Origin of the sequence: Streptomyces hazeniae (genome assembly GCF_031845485.1) — a bacterium.
Classification (GTDB): domain Bacteria; phylum Actinomycetota; class Actinomycetes; order Streptomycetales; family Streptomycetaceae; genus Streptomyces; species Streptomyces hazeniae.
Genome location: NZ_JAVREQ010000027.1, coordinates 26,942 through 45,513, shown reverse-complemented (window position 1 = coordinate 45,513; position 18,572 = coordinate 26,942). Strand labels below are relative to the sequence as shown.

Below are 18,572 nucleotides of genomic sequence, written 5' to 3'. Positions count from 1 at the left end.
ACGCTGCCCCGCACATGCCCACACCTGACGACCACGAGCCGCCCGCCCGGGCCTCCCGCCGCCCCCTCGGCCGCGGCCCCGGCGCACCCTCCGCGCGCCCGCACGTGGCGGCCGACGGCACGGCGCACGCGTCCGGGGCCGCCGACGAGCCGGCCGGCCGCGACGCCCCGGCCGCCGCCGCCCCGGACCCGGCCCCGGAGCCCGCCTCTGCGCCCGGTGCGCCGCAGGAGACGACGGCGACCGACGCCGTCCACGTGCCCGACGAGAAGCCGGAACCGCCGCGCGACGACGCGGTACGGCCCGGCACGGAGACGTCCGACGACGACGGGGACGCCGGTGGCGCGGGAGCCGTCACGTCCTCCCCTCCGCCTCCGGCGGAGACCGACGCCGCGGATTCGGACGCCGCGGAGACCACGGAGATCTCCGCCACACCGACCCGGGACGCGGACGAGGAGGAGCGGGCGGAGGCCGTCGACGACGGCCGGTTCACGGTCCGTCTGGACAACTTCGAGGGGCCGTTCGACCTGCTCCTCCAGCTGATCTCCAAACACAAGATGGACGTCACCGAGGTGGCGCTGTCCCGCGTCACCGACGAGTTCATGGCCCACATCCACGCCATGGGCCCCGACTGGGACCTCGACCAGACCACCGAGTTCCTGGTCGTCGCCGCCACCCTGCTCGACCTCAAAGCGGCGCGGCTGCTCCCCGCGGCCGAGGTGGAGGACGAGGGGGACCTCGCGCTGCTCGAGGCCCGTGACCTGCTCTTCGCGCGGCTCCTCCAGTACCGCGCGTACAAGCGGGTCGCCGACATCTTCGCCGACCGGCTCGCGGCCGAGGCGCGCCGCCATCCGCGGACGGTCGGCCTGGAGCCCCACCACGCCGAGCTGCTGCCCGAGGTGGCGCTCACCATCGGGCCCGAGGGGTTCGCCAGGCTGGCGGTCAAGGCCATGCAGCCCAAGCCCAAGCCGCAGGTGTACGTGGAGCACATCCACGCCCCGCTGGTCAGCGTCCGGGAGCAGGCCGAGGTGGTCGTGGCCCGGCTGCGGGAGCTCGGTGAGGCGGGGTTCCGGGACCTGGTCGCCGACGCGCCCGACACGCTCACCGTCGTCGCCCGCTTCCTCGCCCTCCTGGAGCTGTACCGCGAACGCGCCGTGGCCCTCGACCAGCCCGAGGCGCTCGGCGACCTGACCGTGCGGTGGACCGGCGGGGCGGCGACCGGCCGTCCGCTGGTCACCGACGAGTTCGACCAGGGACCGCAGCCGCCCCCCGGGGCGCCGCCCGAGCAGAAGCCGGAGCCGGAGCAGGAGCCCGAACCGGAGCCCGAGAAGGAGCCGCAGCCATGAGCGAGGAGACCTACGACGTCCTCGAGCAGGACGTGCCCGCCGTCCCGGACACGACGGACGGGACGGCGCCCGCGGGCGGCGACCGCGTCGCCGAACTCGAGCTCAAGCCCGCGCTGGAAGCGGTGCTGATGGTCGTCGACGAGCCCGCCACCGAGGAGCATCTCGCCAAGGTGCTGGACCGCCCGCGCCGCGCCGTCGCCGACGCGCTGCGCGAGCTCGTCGACGAGTACGCCGTCCAGCGTCGCGGCTTCGACCTGCGGTTCGTCGCCGGGGGCTGGCGTTTCTACACCCGCCCCGAGTACGCCGACGCCGTGGAACGGTTCGTGCTCGACGGCCAGCAGGCCCGGCTCACCCAGGCCGCGCTGGAGACCCTCGCCGTCGTCGCGTACCGTCAGCCGGTCAGCCGTTCGCGGGTATCCGCCGTGCGCGGCGTGAACTGCGACGGCGTGATGCGCACGCTCCTCCAGCGCGGTCTGCTGGAGGAAGCGGGCACGGAACCCGAGACAGGTGCGATCCTGTACAGGACGACGCACTACTTCCTGGAGCGGATGGGCCTGCGCGGCCTGGACGAGCTACCGGAACTCGCGCCCTTCCTCCCGGAGGCGGACGCGGTCGAGGGGGACACCCAGGAGGGGATGCCGTCGTTCGACGTAGACGACAGCGGCGACACCCAGACGACGACGGAACATTGATGCGAAGCAGCGGCAGGAACCCCGGCGGCGACCGTAACCAGCGCGGCGCGGGGAACAAGAGGGACGAGAAGCAGCAGCGGACGGGCAAGCCGCGTCCCGAGGAGCGCCGCTACGACACCGGCGGCGCCGGATCGGGCAGGAGCACGCCCGGAGGCAAGGGAGCTCCGGGGAGCAAGGGCGCGCCCGGAGCCAAGGGCCGCCCCGCGGGCGGGAAGGCCGGCTCAGGCGCCGGCGGCAAGGCCGGGGGCAGGGGAACGGCACCGAGGAGCACCACCCGCAGCGGCGCCCCCAAGACGCGCAACCGCCGCGCGTCCGCCCCGGCGCGTCCGCGCGAGTACGAGGCGCAGATCGAGGAGCGCAACCGCGCCCGTCACAGCAAGCCGCAGGCCAAGCTGCCGAAGACGTTCGGTGAGGTGGACGGCGAGCGGCTGCAGAAGGTCCTCGCCCGCGCGGGCATGGGCTCCCGCCGGGCCTGCGAGGACCTGATCGAGCAGGCCCGCGTCGAGGTCAACGGTAAGATCGTCGTCGAGCAGGGCCTCCGGGTCGACGCCGACAAGGACGAGATCAAGGTCGACGGCCTCACCATCGCCACCCAGTCGCACCTGTTCTTCGCGCTCAACAAGCCGGCCGGCGTGGTCTCCGCCATGGAGGACCCCGACGGCCGCCAGTGCCTCGGCGACTACGTGCAGAACCGCGAGACCCGGCTCTTCCACGTCGGCCGCCTGGACACAGAGACCGAGGGCCTGATCCTGCTCACCAACCACGGCGAGCTGTCCCACCGCCTCACCCATCCCCGCTACGGGGTGCGGAAGACCTACCTGGCCGCGATCCAGGGCCCGCTCCCGCGCGACCTGGGCAAGCGCCTCAAGGACGGCATCCGGCTGGAGGACGGCTACGCCAAGGCCGACCACTTCAGGGTCGTGGAGAACACCGGCAAGAACTACCTCGTCGAGGTCTCCCTGCACGAGGGCCGCAAGCACATCGTGCGCCGCATGCTGGCCGAGTCCGGCTTCCCGGTGGAGAAGCTGGTACGCACCCGCTTCGGGCCCATCGCACTGGGCGACCAGAAGTCCGGATGGCTGCGCCGCATGACCAACACCGAGGTCGGCATGCTGATGAACGAGGTCGGCCTCTGACCCTCACCGGGCTGCCGGACCTCGCCCCCGTCCTGGCCGAGCAGCAGCGGGACGGCCACCCGCTGCTGTTCGCCACCGTCTCCGGCGCCCACCTCTACGGCTTCCCCTCCCGCGACTCCGACGTGGACCTGCGAGGTGTGCACCTGCTGCCCGCCGCCGACCTCGTCGGCCTGCGCGAACCGGACGAGACCCGGTCGCGGATGTGGTTCCACGACGGCGTCGAGATGGACCTGGTCACCCACGACCTGCGGAAGTTCGCGAGGCTGCTGCTGCGCCGCAACGGCTACGTGCTGGAGCAGCTGCTCTCCCCGCTGGTCGCGCACACCACCGACGTGCACGCCGAACTGGTCGCGCTGGCGCCGGGCGTGCTCACCCGGCACCACGCCCACCACTACCGCGGTTTCGCCCGCACCCAGTGGCGGCTGCACGAGAAGAACCGCGAGCTGAAACCGCTCCTGTACACCTACCGGGTGCTGCTCACCGGCATCCACCTGATGCGCAGCGGCAAGGTCGTCGCCGACCTGCGGGAGCTCGCCGACGCGGTCCCGGAGGCTCCGGACCGGCTGGCCGGGCTGATCGAGGCGAAGGCGGACGCCGAGCACGGCACGGCCGAGGGCCTGGCCGGTGCGGACGCGACGGCCGAGGAGATCGCCGCGCTGCACGGCGTCCTGGACGAGGCCCAGACCGCCTCCGCCCTGCCGGATCAGCCCTCGGCCCGGGACGCGCTCCACGACCTCGTCGTCCGCGCCCGGCTCGGCGACGCCTAGGACCTGTCCGGTCTCCGGCCCGACCCGGAGTCCGGCCCCGAATCCGGCGCCGAGTCCGGCGCAGGCCCCGAGGCCGAGGTGCGGCGCACGCGGACGAGGAAGTCCTCGATCCGGCGCACGTCCGGCTCGGCGGGCAGCGGCGTCCGGGCGGCGGCCGCCTCCGACGTCGCCCGCAGCGTCCGGAGCCGCTTCTCGACCTGCGCCCACGAGGTCTCGTCGTGCCGGATCGCCAGCAGCTCGTCGCGGTGCTCGCCCACGTCGAGCGTGAGCGTGCCCGTGCGCAGCAGATCCAGCAGGGCGAGCTGGAGCCGCAGCAGGTGCATGGCGGGCTTGCCCGGCGGGGCACCCCGGCGCACCCGGGCCTCGATCTTGCGGTGCTGCCCGTCGACGTAGCCGGTGAAGGTGCGGTGGGCGTGCCGGGAGAGGAACGCGCCCCGCAGGCCGAGCAGTTCCCGGCCGGTGCCGTCCGCGTACTCCACCAGCGGCGAGTGCAGGCACTCCAGCACCGTGGGGTTGGCACGCAGCCCCAGCGTGCAGAACCGCTCCAGCTCCCAGGAGAACTGCTCCTCCGCCGGGCCGTCCACGTGCGTCGGCGGCTTGTCGAACCGCCAGAAGAGTTCGGAGGGAGCGACGAACACCCCGCGCCGGTCGGTGTCGCTGGCCGCGGTGTCCAGGCCGAAGGCCCGGGAGCCCATCACGCAGGAGTACACCGTGTGCGCGCGGACCAGCGTGTGCGGGTCCGGGGCGGGTACGGAGCGCGGAGGGCCGGTCATCGCGTCATCATCGCAGGGCCGACACCCATGACCGGAAGGTCCCGGGGGCCCGAGGGGCGGACGACGCGGGCGGGGGCCCCGGCCGGTCCGTAGGCTGTACGCCATGCGCACCGCCCTCGTCATCGGCTCCGGTCTCATCGGCACCTCCGCGGCCCTCGCGCTCGCGGCGCGCGGTGTGCGGGTGTACCTGCGGGACGCCGACCCCGAGCGGGCGCGGACCGCGGCCGCGCTGGGCGCCGGCACCGCGGCGGAGCCGGAGGCCCCCGTCGACCTCGCCGTCGTGGCGGTGCCCCCGGCACACCTGGCGGCCACCGTGGCCGAGGCGCAGCGGGCCGGCCTGGCCCGCGCCTACCTGGACGTGGGCAGCGTCAAGGGCGGACCGCGACGCGAGCTGACCGCGGCCGGCGGCGACCTGACCAGCTACCTGGGGACGCACCCGATGTCCGGGCGGGAGCAGTCCGGTCCGCTGGCCGCCACCGCCGACCTGTTCGAGGGCAGGCCCTGGGTGCTCACCCCGACGCGGGAGACCGAGACCGAGGTGCTCAACCTCGCGCTGGAGCTGGTCGCGCTGTGCCGGGCGGTGCCGGTGCTGATGGACGCCGACGCGCACGACCGTGCCGTCGCGCTGGTCTCGCACACCCCGCAGCTGCTGTCCAGCATGGTCGCGGCACGGCTGGAGAGCGCGGACGAGACCGCCGTACGCCTGTGCGGCCAGGGCATCCGCGACGTGACGCGGATCGCCGCCTCCGACCCGCGGATGTGGATCGACATCCTCTCCGCCAACCCCGGCCCGGTCGCCGACATCCTCGCCGAGGTCGCCGCGGACCTCGCGGAGACGGTGTCCGCGCTGCGGTCGCTGGACTCCCACGACGAGGCCAAGCGCGGCAGCGGGGCGCTCGGCATCGAGGACGTGCTGCGGCGCGGCAACGCCGGCCGGTCCCGCGTCCCGGGCAAGCACGGCCAGGCACCCGCCGCCTACGAGACGGTGGCGGTGCTGATCAGCGACCGGCCGGGCGAGCTGGCGCGGATCTTCGCGGACGCCGGCGCCGCGGGCGTCAACATCGAGGACGTACGCATCGAGCACGCCACGGGGCAGCAGGCCGGCCACGTCCAGCTGATGGTCGACCCCGCGGCCGTCGCCGTCCTCACCGCGGCCCTCAGGGAACGCGGCTGGGCGCTGCGCACGCAGTAGCCCGCCCGCCCTGCGCGCCCTGCCGGGGTGCCCTCCGGTCCGGCCGCCCTCCCGGGACGGAGGCCGTCCGGGAGCCGGTAGCCTTGTGCGGGGCCCCAGCGCAGCACCGTGCGCCCCGCCCCGCGTGATCCGAACCCGGTGCCCGAGAAAGGTCCACTTCACCGTGCAAACCGCCCCGGCCCCCGTCATCGTCGCCATCGACGGTCCCTCCGGCACCGGCAAGTCCAGCACCTCCAAGGCGGTCGCCGCCAAGCTCGGGCTGCGCTACCTCGACACCGGGGCGCAGTACCGGGCCCTCACCTGGTGGATGCTCAGCCACGGTACGGACGTCGACGACCCGGCCGCCGTCGCGGCCGCCGCCGGACGCCCGGACATCGTCTCCGGCACCGACCCGGCCGCTCCCACGATCACCGCGGACGGCGCCGACGCGAGCGGCCCGATCCGGACCAAGGAGGTCACCGCGGCGGTCAGCGCGGTCAGCGCCGTCCCCGAGGTGCGGGAGCGGATCACCGCGCTGCAGCGGGCCATCGCGACCGAGGCGCCGGGCGGCATCGTCGTCGAAGGCCGTGACATCGGCACCACCGTGCTCCCCGACGCCGACCTGAAGGTCTTCCTCACCGCCTCCCCCGAGGCGCGCGCGGCCCGCCGCAGCGGTGAGCTGAAGGGAGCGGAGGCCACCGACCTGGCCGCGACCCGCGCGGCGCTGCTCCAGCGGGACACCGCCGACTCCAGCCGCAAGACGTCCCCGCTGAAGAAGGCCGACGACGCGGTCGAGGTCGACACCACGGACCTCACCCTGGAGCAGGTCATCGAGTGCGTGGTCACCCTCGTCGAAGACAAGCAGCAGGCGCGGTGAGCGGTACCGGTCCCGGACCGGCCGGTCCCGGGCCGCGCGGCGCCGCCGTCGGCCGCGGGATCGCCATCGGTCTGATGCACGGCCTGTGGCAGCCGCGCGTGCTGGGCGCCTGGCGCGTCCCCGCGACCGGGCCCGCGATCCTCGCCGTCAACCACAGCCACAACATCGACGGCCCGCTGCTGCTCGGCACCTCGCCGCGCCCGGTGCACTTCCTGATCAAGAAGGAGGCGTTCGTCGGCCCGCTGGGCCCGTTCCTGCGCTCCATCGGGCAGATCGGCGTCGACCGGCACGCGGCCGACCGGGCCGCCACGACCGACGCCCTGGGCGTCCTCGCGCAGGGCGGAGTGCTGGGGATATTCCCCGAAGGCACGCGCGGCGAGGGGGACTTCGCCTCGCTGCGCGGCGGCCTCTCGTACTTCGCGCTGCGTTCCGGCGCCCCCGTCGTACCGGTCGCGGTACTGGGGAGCGCCGAGCGGCGCAGCCGCGTCGTCGGCGCGCTGCCGCCGCTGCGCGGCCGGGTGGACGTGGTGTTCGGCGAGCCCTTCGACGCCGGGGACGGCTCGGGCCGGCGTACGCGCGCGGCCCTGGACGCCGCGACCGTACGCATCCAGCAGCGGCTGACCGAGCACCTGGCCGAAGCCCGGGCGCTGACCGGCCGCCGCAGTACCCACCCGAACGGGAAACGAGCACAGTGAACGAGGACCACGACGGCATGAACGAGCAGCACGCGACCGGCGACGGTCACGACCACGGCGAACTCGGCGACGCCGAGTACACGGAGTTCATGGAACTCGCCGCCGAGGAGGGCTTCGACCTCGACGAGGTCGAAGGCGCACTCGGCGAGGCGAGTCACGGCCCGCTCCCCGTGCTCGCCGTCATCGGCCGCCCCAACGTCGGCAAGTCGACCCTGGTGAACCGCATCATCGGCCGCCGCGAAGCGGTCGTCGAGGACCGGCCGGGCGTCACCCGCGACCGGGTGACCTACGAGGCCGAGTGGTCGGGCCGCCGCTTCAAGGTCGTCGACACCGGCGGCTGGGAGCAGGACGTGCTCGGCATCGACGCCTCCGTGGCGGCGCAGGCTGAGTTCGCCATCGAGGCGGCCGACGCCGTGGTGTTCGTCGTGGACGCCGTGGTCGGCGCCACCGACACCGACGAGGCCGTCGTCAAGCTGCTGCGCCGGGCGGGCAAGCCGGTGGTGCTGTGCGCCAACAAGGTCGACGGTCCGTCCGGCGAGGCCGACGCCGCCTACCTCTGGTCGCTGGGCCTGGGCGAGCCGCACCCGGTGTCCGCGCTGCACGGCCGGGGCACCGGCGACATGCTGGACGAGGTGCTGAAGGTGCTGCCCGACGCCCCGCAGCAGACCTTCGGGGGCGGACTCGGCGGCCCGCGCCGCATCGCCCTCATCGGCCGCCCCAACGTCGGCAAGTCCTCGCTGCTGAACAAGGTGGCGGGGGAGAACCGGGTCGTCGTCGACGACACGGCCGGCACCACCCGCGACCCCGTCGACGAACTGATCGAACTCGGCGGCGTGACGTGGAAGTTCGTGGACACCGCCGGTATCCGCCGCCGCGTCCACCTCCAGGAGGGCGCCGACTACTACGCCTCGCTGCGCACCGCCGCCGCGCTCGAGAAGGCGGAGGTCGCCGTCGTCCTCGTCGACGTCAGCGAATCGATCAGCGTGCAGGATCTGCGCATCATCAGCATGGCGGTGGACGCGGGCCGCGCGCTGGTGCTGGCGTACAACAAGTGGGACACCCTGGACGAGGAGCGCCGCTTCTACCTCGAGCGCGAGATCGAGCGGGACCTCGGACAGGTGCAGTGGGCGCCCCGGGTCAACGTCTCGGCGCGCACCGGACGGCACATGGAGAAGCTCGTCCCGGCGATCGAGACGGCGCTGGACGGCTGGGAGACGCGCGTCCCGACCGGACGACTCAACGCCTTCCTCGGCGAGATCGTCGCCTCCCACCCGCATCCGGTGCGCGGCGGCAAGCAGCCGCGCATCCTCTTCGGCACCCAGGCGGGCACCCGCCCGCCCCGCTTCGTCCTCTTCGCCTCCGGCTTCCTGGAGGCCGGCTACCGGCGGTTCGTCGAGCGCAGGCTGCGCGAGCAGTTCGGCTTCGAGGGCACGCCGATCCACCTGTCCGTACGGGTGCGGGAGAAGCGCGGCAGGAAGAAGTGACGCGCGGGGGGTGAGTGGGCCGCCCCGGGGCCGCAGGCGCACGGGGGAACGGGACGGCGCACCGCAGGGGCCGGGAACAGGCGTGTTCCGGCCCCGCGGCGGTGCCGGGCGGGGCTACAGCCCGTACCCGTGGCCGTCGCGCGGCGCGGGCGGCAGGGCCGCGCGGGCGGGGCGCCGCGTGGTGGGCTGCTCGCCCCACGCACCACCGTCGAGCGGCCGCAGGGAGTCGAGACGCCCGACGCGTTCGAACCGCTCGAAGCGCATCTCCTCCTCGCCCGTCCTGTCGCCGGGCAGCGCCCGGAAGAGCCGCTGGTACTCGGCGTAGAGCGCGTCGTAGATGGGCGTCGCCGAGCGCGGGTACGCCGGGTACACGGAGGCGACGGACGTGCCCGGCGCGCCGGAGACTCCGTGCGGATGCCGCATGGCGGGGACGTGACCGTGGCGCGGGGCGGGGTCGCTGCTGGATTCGTAGGGCTGCACGACTGTCCAAACGACACCGCCGCCCGGCGGATGCGGGGCCGGGCGGCGAATGACCTGATCGATGGGATGGAGCGGGGGAGAGGAGCGGCCGCCGCGGGGCGGTCCCGGGCGGCCGCGGTGCCTCAGGACGTTCCGGCGAGCGGCATCGCCGCGGCCACCAGCGTGCCGCGCCGCGCCGACTTCTCCAGCGCGTCGCGCAGCAGGTCCTCACGCGGCTGCTGCCCGATGGTGCCGTGCGGGGAGGCGTACACCAGCACCGTGTGGTTCTTGTTGGCTGCGGTGCGCCAGCCCTCGGTGACGTCCAGCGGCTGGTGGGCCTGCCACCAGGAGGTGGGCTGCGTGGTGCCCTCCGGCGGCGGCTGGAGGATGCCGTGCAGCTGGCCGACGGCCATCAGCACGGACCAGCCGTCCACCGTGCCGGGAGTGGTGTCCACGTCCGCGACGGGCTTGAAGCCCTCCTCGATCAGCATCGGCAGGAAGTCGTCGCCCGGACCGTCGGTGCCCGGCCGGGCGATCGGACCGGTGGGCTCCACCACGATCGCGGGGTGCAGCGTGTCGCCGATCAGTACCTGCCCGCAGGTGACTCCGAGCACGGCCTGGCGCGGGGCGCCGCCGAGCGTGCCCGCGTCGGCTCCCGCGGCCGGGTTCTGCCCGCCGGTGATGGTGGCCACGGCGCCCTGGAGCTGTTCCTCCGACACCCGCACCACCTGGGACGGCACGCAGGCGGAGTGCGCGAAGGCGAGCACGGCCGTCTCGTCGCCCACGAAGAGCACGGTGCTGGTGGGCTCCCGGCCGGTGTCGCCGGGGGTACGGCACGAGGTGCAGTCGTAGCTGCCCGGGGCGTTCTCCCCGGCCAGCAGCCGGCCGGCTTCTTCGTCGCCGATCTCGGCGCGTACGGCGTCGCTGACGTCGAGCATGGGGGGCACGGGGACTCCTGGCTTCTCGCGGATGACTGTCCGCCCGGCCAACCGGCGCGTCACTCCGGCGGTCACGTGCGGGACGCCGGGTTCGCCGGATCGAGTGCACCTTGGGGCAGCGGGCTGCCGGGCGGCGTCGAGGCGCGTAAGGTGGCCCGCCCTCTTCGAGGACCGGAACCGTCCTCCATGCCTGGCAGACTCCTCCGCATGGTGGAGACCTCCGCACGCCTGCTGCGTCTGCTGTCCCTGCTCCAGGCCCACCGGGAGTGGTCGGGCGCCGATCTCGCCGCGCGCCTCGGCGTCACCCCCCGCACGGTGCGCCGGGACGTGGACAAGCTCCGCGGCCTGGGCTACCCCGTGCACTCCTCGACCGGCACGTCCGGCGGCTACCGGCTGGGCGCGGGCGCCGAGCTGCCCCCACTGCTGCTGGACGACGACGAGGCGGTCGCCGTGGCCGTGGGCCTCCAGGCTGCCGCGCAGCTCGGCGTCCGCGGCATCGACGAGTCCTCGGGCCGCGCGCTGGCCAAGCTGGAGCAGGTGCTGCCGCACCGGCTGCGCCGCAGGGTCGGGGCGCTGACCGCCTACACCGTGCCGATGGCGCGCCCCCCTCGCGGGCCCGCCGTCGATCCCGCCACCATCACCGAACTCGCTCACGCCTGCCGGGACCACCAGGTGCTGCGGTTCTCCTACCGGGCGCACGACGGGGAGGAGTCGCGGCGCGTCGTGGAGCCGTACCGGCTGGTGAGCACCGCGCGCCGCTGGTACCTGGTGGGCTGGGACCGGGACCGTGGGGACTGGCGCACCTACCGGGCCGACCGCCTCACACCGAAGCCGCCGCACGGCCCGGGATTCACCCCGCGCACCCCGCCTGCGGAGGACCTGGCCGCCTGGGTCTCGGAAGGCGTCTCGACGAGGGTGTACGCCGAGCGGGCCACCGTCCTGCTGCACGCCCCGGTGGAGGAGGCGGCGGAACGCGTCTCGCTGTCCACGGGCACCCTGGAGGGCGTGGACGAGCGCAGCTGCCTGCTGCGCACCGGGGCGCATTCGCTGGACCTCATGTCCGTGCACCTGGTGATGCTCGGCATCGACTTCGAGGTCCGCGAGCCCGTGGAGCTGGCCGCCCACCTGCGTTCCCTCCGGGACCGGCTGGGGCGTGCGCTGGGCGAACCGTGACCCGCCTTCCGGACGGTGCGGGGGAATTCCGGGGCGTGCCGACATCCACCGGAAACGGGTGAATACCTCTGTGGCCGCAGGAGAACAGAAGACCGAAAAACGGGCCCTCCCGTGCAATTCCCGGAGGCGTCCGACGACGGTGAGGGGAGGGAATTCCCACCCCGCCGACCGTTCACCCTCGCATCGCGCGAACGGGTGAACGGATAACGCCACGCGAGTGTTCCACGTTGTGACACAAGTGTGACGCCCCGCGGATACGGCCCGGACTTCCGCGCCCGCGCCGCCGCGCCGTACGGTGGCGGCCATGGCACCCGAATCCGCAGATCCCGACTCCCCGCAGGACGACCCCGAACGCTACGTGGGGCTCGCCGCCGACGACGCCGAACGGCGGGCGCGCGAGCAGGGCTGGTCCACCGTCCGCACCCTCGCCCCGGACGCGATCATCACCATGGAGTTCCTCTCCGGTCGGCTGAACCTCGCCGTCCGGGACGGCACCGTGGTGCGCTCCTGGAAGGGCTGACAGCCGCCCCGGCCGGGTGTGCCGACCCCGCGGGCCGGGGCGGCGGAGGCGCCGTACCTCAGCGTCCCCGCGGCCCCAGCGTCGCGGTACGCGTCGCGGACGGCCGGTCCCCGCGTGCGGGGTGGGCCCGCCCCGTGGTGTGGCCCCGCACGGAGGCGGCGCGCCCGGCGCCCGTCGGCTCGGCGTGCGCCCCGGTGTGCTGCCCGTCACCGTGCCCCGCGCGGGCGACGGCCGGCGGGCCGGTCACCGGGGTCACCGGGACCGGGAACGGCCGGGCCCGGCCGACGGGCCGCAGGCGCTCGCGGTAGGCGTAGATCTTCGCCTCCACCCGGGCGATCGACGGCTCGCACCACGGCAGGCCCAGGAGGATGATCAGGCCGGCCACCCAGCCCAGCAGCACGTCGCTCAGCCAGTGCGTACCCAGGTAGACGGTGGTGGCCCCCACTCCGAGGGCGAACACGGCAGCCACCACGGACAGCACCCGCCGGGCGCGCGGGGTGGTCGCCAGATACGCCAGGATTCCCCAGGTCACGACCGCGTTCGCGGTGTGCCCGGAGGGGAATATGTCGCCGCCGGCGAAGAGCTCGGCCGAGCCGACCTGCGTGGCGTAGTGCGGGCCGAGGCGGCCCAGGCCGATCTTCACCGCGCCGACCGACACGTTGAGGACCAGCAGTGCGGAGGCCAGGACCAGCAGGGGGCGGAGGGTGCGCTGGCGCCAGGAGCGCCAGCCCAGCCAGGCCGCCACCAGCACGGCCGTCGGTCCGCGCTGGCCCAGGACGACGAAGTAGTCCAGGAAGGCGTGGAACTCCGGCCACTGCTTGTAGGGCCTCAGGAGCATCAGCTGCCAGTCCCAGCGCACCAGTTCGGTGGTCAGCAGGACGGCGGCCACGATGAGTGCGTACACGACTCCCGTCGCGGCGAACAGGACCTTGCGGGTCCCGCTCATCCGCGGGGCGGGGTTGCTGGGCCGCTCGGGCTCCTGCTCGAGCCTGGCGAGCAATCGGTCGGTACGCACCCAGTCGACGTTACAACGCGTCGGTGAGGTGAACGCGCGTGTCCGCGCCTTTGTGATGCCGATGTGATGTGGAGTTCGTCTCGTTCCCGGTCTTATCCCTCGCATTTCGCCGCTCAATTCCCTCGGTCGACTCGCATTCCACCACCGGGTCGCCGCGTAAGGAGTTCCCGGAAGGGCGGGACGGCGTTAACCGCCGCTTAATGCGGAATTCCCGTGCACGTCCGCACGTCCGTTCACCGGCGTGTGCACGGCGGGCGGTCGTGCGACCACCACGGGTACCCCCGCTGTCCCCTCCGCACACGGCGGGCCTGCGTGGTCGGCCCGCGCACGTGACAGGCGCCACGGGAACCGGCCGCGGACTCGCGTACGCTGTCGCCCTCTCGTGCCCGAAGCACCGAGCCGGGCGACAACCCCGCCGCGCCCGGCATTCCCCGCGGTGGCCGACGGCGGCGAGTGCAGGAGGAGGTGCGTACATGCCCGGGAACACTCCCGTGGCACGCGAGACGGCGGAAGTCCCCGCACAGAGGTCCGCTCCACCCCCCGCAGGCGACCGCGGGGCGGGACGCTGGACCGTCCTCGTGGTCCTCTGCGCCAGCCTGCTGCTGGTCTCCGTCGACGCCACCGTCCTGCACGTCGCCGTCCCCGCCGTGTCCCAGGACCTGCAGCCGACCTCGACACAGCTGCTCTGGATCGTCGACGCCTACCCGCTGGTCTGTGCGTCGCTGCTCATCCTCTTCGGCACCCTCGGCGACCGCACCGGCCGGCGGCGGGTGCTGCTGCTCGGCTACGGCATCTTCGCGCTCGCCTCCGCGCTCGCCGCGTACGCGCACACCCCGGAGACGCTCATCGGCGCCCGGGCGCTGCTCGGCGTCGGCGGAGCGATGATCATGCCGGCCACGCTGTCCATCCTCCGGCAGGTCTTCACCGACCGGAGGGAGCGCGCGCTCGCCGTCGGCGTCTGGAGCGCGGTGGCCGCGGTGGGGGCCGCGCTCGGCCCGCTCTTCGGAGGTCTCCTGCTGGAGCACTTCTGGTGGGGCGCGGTCTTCCTGATCAACATTCCGCTGATGGCGGTCAGCCTGCCCGTCGGCCGCCGGCTCCTTCCCGAGTCGACCGGGTCGGGGGACGGACCCTGGGACGTGCTCGGCGCCCTGCTCGCCGCCGCCGGCCTGTTCGGCGTGATCCTCGGCGTGAAGCAGGCCGGGGACGGCGCGCCGCTGGCCCCGGGCACCCTGCTCCCGCTGCTCGCCGGTGCGGCGCTGCTGGCGGCGTTCGTCCGCAGGCAGCGCCGGCACGCGCACCCGCTGATCGACATGAAGGCGCTCGCCCGCCCCGCGTTCGGGACGTCGCTGGGCTGCATCGTGCTCACCGTCCTCGCCCTGGTCGGGCTGGCGCTCCTCGCCGCGCAGTACCTCCAGCTCGTGCTCGGCCTGTCGCCGCTGGAGACCGGGCTGCGGCTGCTGCCGCTCTCCGTCGCCGCGATCGCCGCCGGGCTGGTCGGCGCCCGCATGCTGCGCCTGATGGGCCCCCGGCTGATGGTCGCGCTCGGCTTCGGGGTGACGGCGCTCGCGGTGCTCTGCCTGATCGCGGTCGTCGGCCAGGACGACCGGCCCGTGCTGCTCGTCGGCGCGTTCGTCCTCCTCGGCTTCGGTCTCGAGACGACGCTGTTCGGCTGCTACGAGTCGATGCTCAGCGAGGCGCCCGCGGACCGTGCGGGCGGTGCCGCGGCGGTGGGAGAGACGGCGTACCAGCTCGGCGCGGGCGTCGGGATAGCGCTGCTGGGCAGCGTGATGAACGCCGCCTACGCTCCGGGCGTACGGGACCTGCCCGGGGTGCCGTCCGCGGCGAGCAGAGACGCCGGACACTCGCTCGGCGAGGCGTACGGCGTCGCCGAGCGGCTCGACGGCGTGGCGGGGGAGGCGCTGATGGCCGCCGCCCGCAGCGCGTTCGTGCACGGTCTGCACGTCACGCTCCTCGTCAGCGCCGGACTGCTGCTGCTCGGCGCGCTGGCCGCGCTGCGGCTGCCGGGCAGCGCGGACACCGCCCGCCGCCCCGCGGACCCGCCGCGCCCCGCACGGGGCGAGCACGGCCCCCGCGGCGCGCGGGAGCAGCGGGAACAACCGGCCAAGGGCGCCGGTGCCCTCTTGTCCAGCGGCGCCGCACGCACCTAGCGTCGGACCAGACGATCACCCCGGAGGAACGCATGTCCGCGCTGCCGCCATTCGACCCGGCCGACCCGCTCGGCCTCGAGGACCTGCTCGATCCCGAGGACCGGGCGGTCCGCGACACCGTGCGCTCCTGGGCCGCCGACCGGGTGCTGCCGCACATCGCCGAGTGGTACGAGCGCGGCGAACTGCCCGGCATCCGCGATCTGGCGCGCGAACTCGGCTCGATCGGCGCCCTCGGCATGTCGCTGACCGGCTACGGATGCGCGGGCGCGTCCGCCGTCCAGTACGGTCTGGCCTGCCTGGAGCTGGAGGCCGCCGACTCCGGCATTCGTTCGCTGGTCTCCGTGCAGGGCTCGCTGGCCATGTACGCCCTCCACCGCTTCGGCAGCGAGGAGCAGAAGGAGCGGTGGCTGCCCCGGATGGCCTCCGGTGAGGTCATCGGCTGCTTCGGGCTCACCGAGCCCGACCACGGCTCCGACCCGGCGGGCATGCGCACCTACGCCAAGCGCGACGGGTCCGACTGGCTGCTGACCGGCCGCAAGATGTGGATCACCAACGGTTCGGTGGCCGGCGTCGCCGTCGTCTGGGCCGGCACCGACGACGGCATCCGCGGTTTCGTGGTGCCCACCGACACCCCGGGCTTCAGCGCACCCGAGATCCGGCACAAGTGGTCCCTGCGCGCCTCTGTGACCAGTGAACTCGTGCTCGACGAAGTGCGCCTGCCCGCCGACGCCGTGCTGCCGGAGGCGAAGGGGCTGCGCGGTCCGCTCAGCTGCCTGAGCCACGCCCGCTACGGCATCGTGTGGGGATCGATGGGCGCCGCGCGCGCCAGCTTCGAGAGCGCCCTGGACTACTCCCGCACCCGGGAGCAGTTCGGGAAGCCGCTGGCCGGGTTCCAGCTCACGCAGGCCAAGCTGGCCGACATGGCGGTCGAGCTGCACAAGGGCATCCTGCTCGCCCACCACCTGGGGACGCGTATGGACGCCGGGAGGCTGCGTCCGGAGCAGGTGAGCTTCGGCAAGCTGAACAACGTGCGCGAGGCCATCGAGATCTGCCGCACCGCGCGCACGATCCTCGGCGCGAACGGCATCTCCCTGGAGTACCCGGTGATGCGGCACGCCACCAACCTGGAGTCGGTGCTCACCTACGAGGGCACCGTCGAGATGCATCAGCTCGTCCTGGGCAAGGCGCTCACCGGGGTGGACGCCTTCCGCTGACCGTCGGAGCGGGGGAGGGGCGCCCGGGCGGGACGTCCCTCCCTCAGCTCTGGTTGAAGAAGCCGCCCTCGGAGGCGCGGCGCTCCTCACCGCTGACGATCTTGTAGTCGGCGGGGGTGAGCAGGAAGACCCGCGTCGCCACCCGCTCGATGGAGCCGCGCAGCCCGAACGTCAGCCCGGCGGCGAAGTCCACGACCCGCTTGGCGTCCGCGGACTCCATGGACGTGAGGTTCACGATCACCGGGACGCCGTCCCGGAACAGCTCGCCGATGCCGCGCGCGTCCCGGAAGCCGTCCGGGGTGATCGTGGCGATGCGGGTGCCCTGGTCCTGCGCGGTCTCGGCCGTCACCCGTACCCGGGGGTCGGTGACCCACGACTCCCGGGCGGCGTCGCCCGGCTCCGGCCCCTCGGCGTAATCGTCGTCGTAGTAACGCATCTCGCTGTCGTCGACGAGGCCCAGCCAGGCACTCGCCTTGCGCACCGATCCCATGGACGCCTCCTCTCCTCTGCGCGCGGCTTCGAAAGTGCTGCCGTGACCGGCCCGCCGCGGGGCCCGCCATTCCTATGGTCTTCCATGAGGCTGACAATGCGCCAAGCGGATTGCCGCTCCGAGGGTGTTTCGTGACGGTTCTGGTGCAGAAATCATGCTGCCCGATCAGCGATCCTGCCGTATACGGGTGATGACGGTGCGAAAGATTCTGCCCTTCCCTCCGGACGGGTGGCAGGAACGACATACGGGTGACCGGGGTGTGGCTTCCAGCCTTCCCCCGCTTCCTGCGATGATGCGCTGTCACGACGTAACGGGGGAAACGATGTTCGGAATCATCAGGCCCTGCCGCCATCGGCTGGGAACGGAAATGCTGCGCGCCTGGGCGGCCCACCTCTGCGGACTGTGCCTGGCCCTGCGCACCGACCACGGGCAGTTCGCCCGTGTGGTCACCAACTACGACGGACTCGTGCTGTCCGCTCTCACCGAGGCCCAGACGGCCGACGTGCGCGGAGGCAGGCGTACGGCCGGCCCGTGCCCGCTGCGCGGCATGCGGACCGCGTCCGTGGCGCACGGGGAGGGCGCACGGCTCGCCGCCTCGGTCTCCCTGGTCCTGGCCTCGGCGAAGACCCGCGACCACGTCGCCGACGGAGACGGACTCCTCGCCCGCAGGCCGGTGGCCGCGGCCGCCCGCCGGGTCGCCACCGGCTGGGAACGGGCCGGAGCGCGCACCGGCGCGTCCCTCGGCTTCGACACCGCGCTGCTGGTCGACGCCGTCGACCGGCAGCCGCTGGTGGAGGCCGCCGCCGGTCCGGGCGGCGACCTCCTCGCCGTCACCGAACCCGCCGAGACGGCCACCGCCGCGGCCTTCGCCCACACCGCCGTGCTCGCCGGACGTCCGCACAACTCCGTCCCGCTCGCCGAGGCGGGGCGGCTCTTCGGCCGCCTCGCCCACCTGCTCGACGCCGTGGAGGACCGTGCGGCCGACGAGGCCGCGGGCGCCTGGAACCCGGTCACGGTCACGGCCACGCCCCTGCCCGAGGTGCGGCGCCTGTGCGATGACGCGGCGCACGGGGTCCGGCTCGCCCTGCGAGACGTCGACTTCGCCGACGGCCGGCTCGTGCACCGGCTGCTGGCCCACGAACTGCCACGCGCCGTGGACCGCGCCTTCGGCACCACCACCTGCAGCCACGGCGCGCCAGGCCCGGTGCCCCTCGGCAAGCCGGTCCCCGGCAACCCGTACGCGTCGGGCGGCGGCGACCCCCACGGCGCGGGTGGCCCGTTCGGCCCGGGCGGGCCTTCCGGCACCGGTGGACGGGGCGGATCCGGCGGACCGGGCGGCCCCGGCGGGCCGGGAGCGCACCTGCCCGGCGACGGGCAGCGGCCGCCCCGCGGGCTGCTCGCCGGCTGCGGGGCCTTCCTGGGCCTGCTCTGCACCTGCCGGATCTGCTGTGCCCAGGAGTACGAGGGGCCCTGGTCGCGCAAGAGGCGCAAGAGGCGCGAGCGGTGCTCCCGGAACTGGGACTGCGCGTGCGACTGCTGCGGCTGCGACGGCTGCTGCTGCGACTGCGGAGCCTGAGCCGCCCGCCGCCGCGGCCCCACCGCGACGGTCCCGAGCGGGCCCCGAAGCCCTTCCCGGAGGGCTCGACCCCGGCTACCG

Annotated in this window: 18 protein-coding genes; 13 read left to right on the top strand and 5 right to left on the bottom strand. The window is 74.1% G+C overall.

The features are described from left to right. The first annotated feature begins 14 nt into the window (after positions 1-14). The 4 genes from RM572_RS24220 to RM572_RS24205 are packed head-to-tail and all read left to right on the top strand — an operon-like array spanning position 15 to position 3,938. Positions 15-1,343 (top strand): segregation and condensation protein A, encoded by a 1,329-nt coding sequence (locus RM572_RS24220; protein ID WP_311675529.1) that lies wholly within the window; start codon positions 15-17, stop codon positions 1,341-1,343. Continuing rightward, on the top strand, positions 1,340-2,035 hold the full coding sequence (scpB, locus tag RM572_RS24215; RefSeq protein ID WP_311675528.1) for an SMC-Scp complex subunit ScpB: 696 nt from the start codon (positions 1,340-1,342) through the stop codon (positions 2,033-2,035). The genes RM572_RS24220 and scpB overlap by 4 nt, the downstream gene beginning before the upstream one ends. Then, positions 2,035-3,171: a pseudouridine synthase gene (locus RM572_RS24210; RefSeq protein WP_311675527.1), complete on the top strand. Its 1,137-nt coding sequence runs from the start codon at positions 2,035-2,037 to the stop codon at positions 3,169-3,171. Before scpB ends, RM572_RS24210 begins: the two co-directional genes overlap by 1 nt. Then, positions 3,111-3,938, top strand: coding sequence for a nucleotidyltransferase domain-containing protein (locus RM572_RS24205; protein ID WP_311675526.1), 828 nt, complete (start codon positions 3,111-3,113; stop codon positions 3,936-3,938). Before RM572_RS24210 ends, RM572_RS24205 begins: the two co-directional genes overlap by 61 nt. Here RM572_RS24205 and RM572_RS24200 read toward each other — a convergent pair. Next, positions 3,935-4,711 (bottom strand): nucleotidyltransferase domain-containing protein, encoded by a 777-nt coding sequence (locus RM572_RS24200; protein WP_311675525.1) that lies wholly within the window; start codon positions 4,709-4,711, stop codon positions 3,935-3,937. The two genes, RM572_RS24205 and RM572_RS24200, sit on opposite strands and share 4 nt — an antisense overlap. 103 nt (positions 4,712-4,814) lie before the next feature. Between RM572_RS24200 and RM572_RS24195 the strand changes: the two genes are divergently transcribed. The 4 genes from RM572_RS24195 to der all read left to right on the top strand — a co-directional run bounded on the left by RM572_RS24195 (position 4,815) and on the right by der (position 8,938). Next, positions 4,815-5,903 (top strand): prephenate dehydrogenase, encoded by a 1,089-nt coding sequence (locus RM572_RS24195; RefSeq protein WP_311675524.1) that lies wholly within the window; start codon positions 4,815-4,817, stop codon positions 5,901-5,903. 163 nt (positions 5,904-6,066) lie between these two features. After that, on the top strand, positions 6,067-6,759 hold the full coding sequence (gene cmk / locus RM572_RS24190) for a (d)CMP kinase (RefSeq protein ID WP_027762828.1): 693 nt from the start codon (positions 6,067-6,069) through the stop codon (positions 6,757-6,759). A gap of 74 nt (positions 6,760-6,833) precedes the next feature. Then, positions 6,834-7,454: a lysophospholipid acyltransferase family protein gene (locus RM572_RS24185; RefSeq protein WP_311675561.1), complete on the top strand. Its 621-nt coding sequence runs from the start codon at positions 6,834-6,836 to the stop codon at positions 7,452-7,454. A gap of 17 nt (positions 7,455-7,471) precedes the next feature. Next, a complete protein-coding gene (gene der, locus RM572_RS24180; protein ID WP_311675523.1) occupies positions 7,472-8,938 on the top strand; it encodes a ribosome biogenesis GTPase Der in 1,467 nt (488 codons plus the stop codon). Positions 8,939-9,052: 114 nt separating this feature from the next. On the opposite strand, the gene RM572_RS24175 is transcribed toward der, so the two are convergent. Beyond that, positions 9,053-9,418: a hypothetical protein gene (locus RM572_RS24175; RefSeq protein WP_311675522.1), complete on the bottom strand. Its 366-nt coding sequence runs from the start codon at positions 9,416-9,418 to the stop codon at positions 9,053-9,055. 122 nt (positions 9,419-9,540) lie between these two features. Continuing rightward, positions 9,541-10,335 (bottom strand): hypothetical protein, encoded by a 795-nt coding sequence (locus RM572_RS24170; protein ID WP_394813698.1) that lies wholly within the window; start codon positions 10,333-10,335, stop codon positions 9,541-9,543. Positions 10,336-10,542: 207 nt separating this feature from the next. Between RM572_RS24170 and RM572_RS24165 the strand changes: the two genes are divergently transcribed. Both RM572_RS24165 and RM572_RS24160 read left to right on the top strand, forming a co-directional pair. After that, a complete protein-coding gene (locus RM572_RS24165; protein WP_311675520.1) occupies positions 10,543-11,508 on the top strand; it encodes a helix-turn-helix transcriptional regulator in 966 nt (321 codons plus the stop codon). A 304-nt stretch (positions 11,509-11,812) separates the two neighbouring features. Continuing rightward, entirely contained in the window at positions 11,813-12,028 is a 216-nt protein-coding gene (locus RM572_RS24160) for a hypothetical protein (protein ID WP_311675519.1), read from the top strand. 58 nt (positions 12,029-12,086) lie between these two features. On the opposite strand, the gene RM572_RS24155 is transcribed toward RM572_RS24160, so the two are convergent. Further along, entirely contained in the window at positions 12,087-13,043 is a 957-nt protein-coding gene (locus tag RM572_RS24155; protein ID WP_311675518.1) for a phosphatase PAP2 family protein, read from the bottom strand. Positions 13,044-13,516: 473 nt separating this feature from the next. Here RM572_RS24155 and RM572_RS24150 point away from each other — a divergent pair, with 473 nt between their 5' ends. Both RM572_RS24150 and RM572_RS24145 read left to right on the top strand, forming a co-directional pair. Continuing rightward, positions 13,517-15,211 (top strand): MFS transporter, encoded by a 1,695-nt coding sequence (locus RM572_RS24150; RefSeq protein ID WP_311675517.1) that lies wholly within the window; start codon positions 13,517-13,519, stop codon positions 15,209-15,211. A gap of 32 nt (positions 15,212-15,243) precedes the next feature. Next, positions 15,244-16,425, top strand: a complete 1,182-nt coding sequence (locus RM572_RS24145; RefSeq protein WP_311675516.1) for an acyl-CoA dehydrogenase family protein — start codon at positions 15,244-15,246, stop codon at positions 16,423-16,425. 43 nt (positions 16,426-16,468) lie between these two features. On the opposite strand, the gene RM572_RS24140 is transcribed toward RM572_RS24145, so the two are convergent. After that, positions 16,469-16,915, bottom strand: coding sequence for a cell division protein SepF (locus RM572_RS24140; protein WP_311675515.1), 447 nt, complete (start codon positions 16,913-16,915; stop codon positions 16,469-16,471). A 322-nt stretch (positions 16,916-17,237) separates the two neighbouring features. Here RM572_RS24140 and RM572_RS24135 point away from each other — a divergent pair, with 322 nt between their 5' ends. Further along, positions 17,238-18,491, top strand: a complete 1,254-nt coding sequence (locus RM572_RS24135; protein ID WP_311675514.1) for a DUF5685 family protein — start codon at positions 17,238-17,240, stop codon at positions 18,489-18,491. The last annotated feature ends 81 nt before the right edge of the window (positions 18,492-18,572 follow it).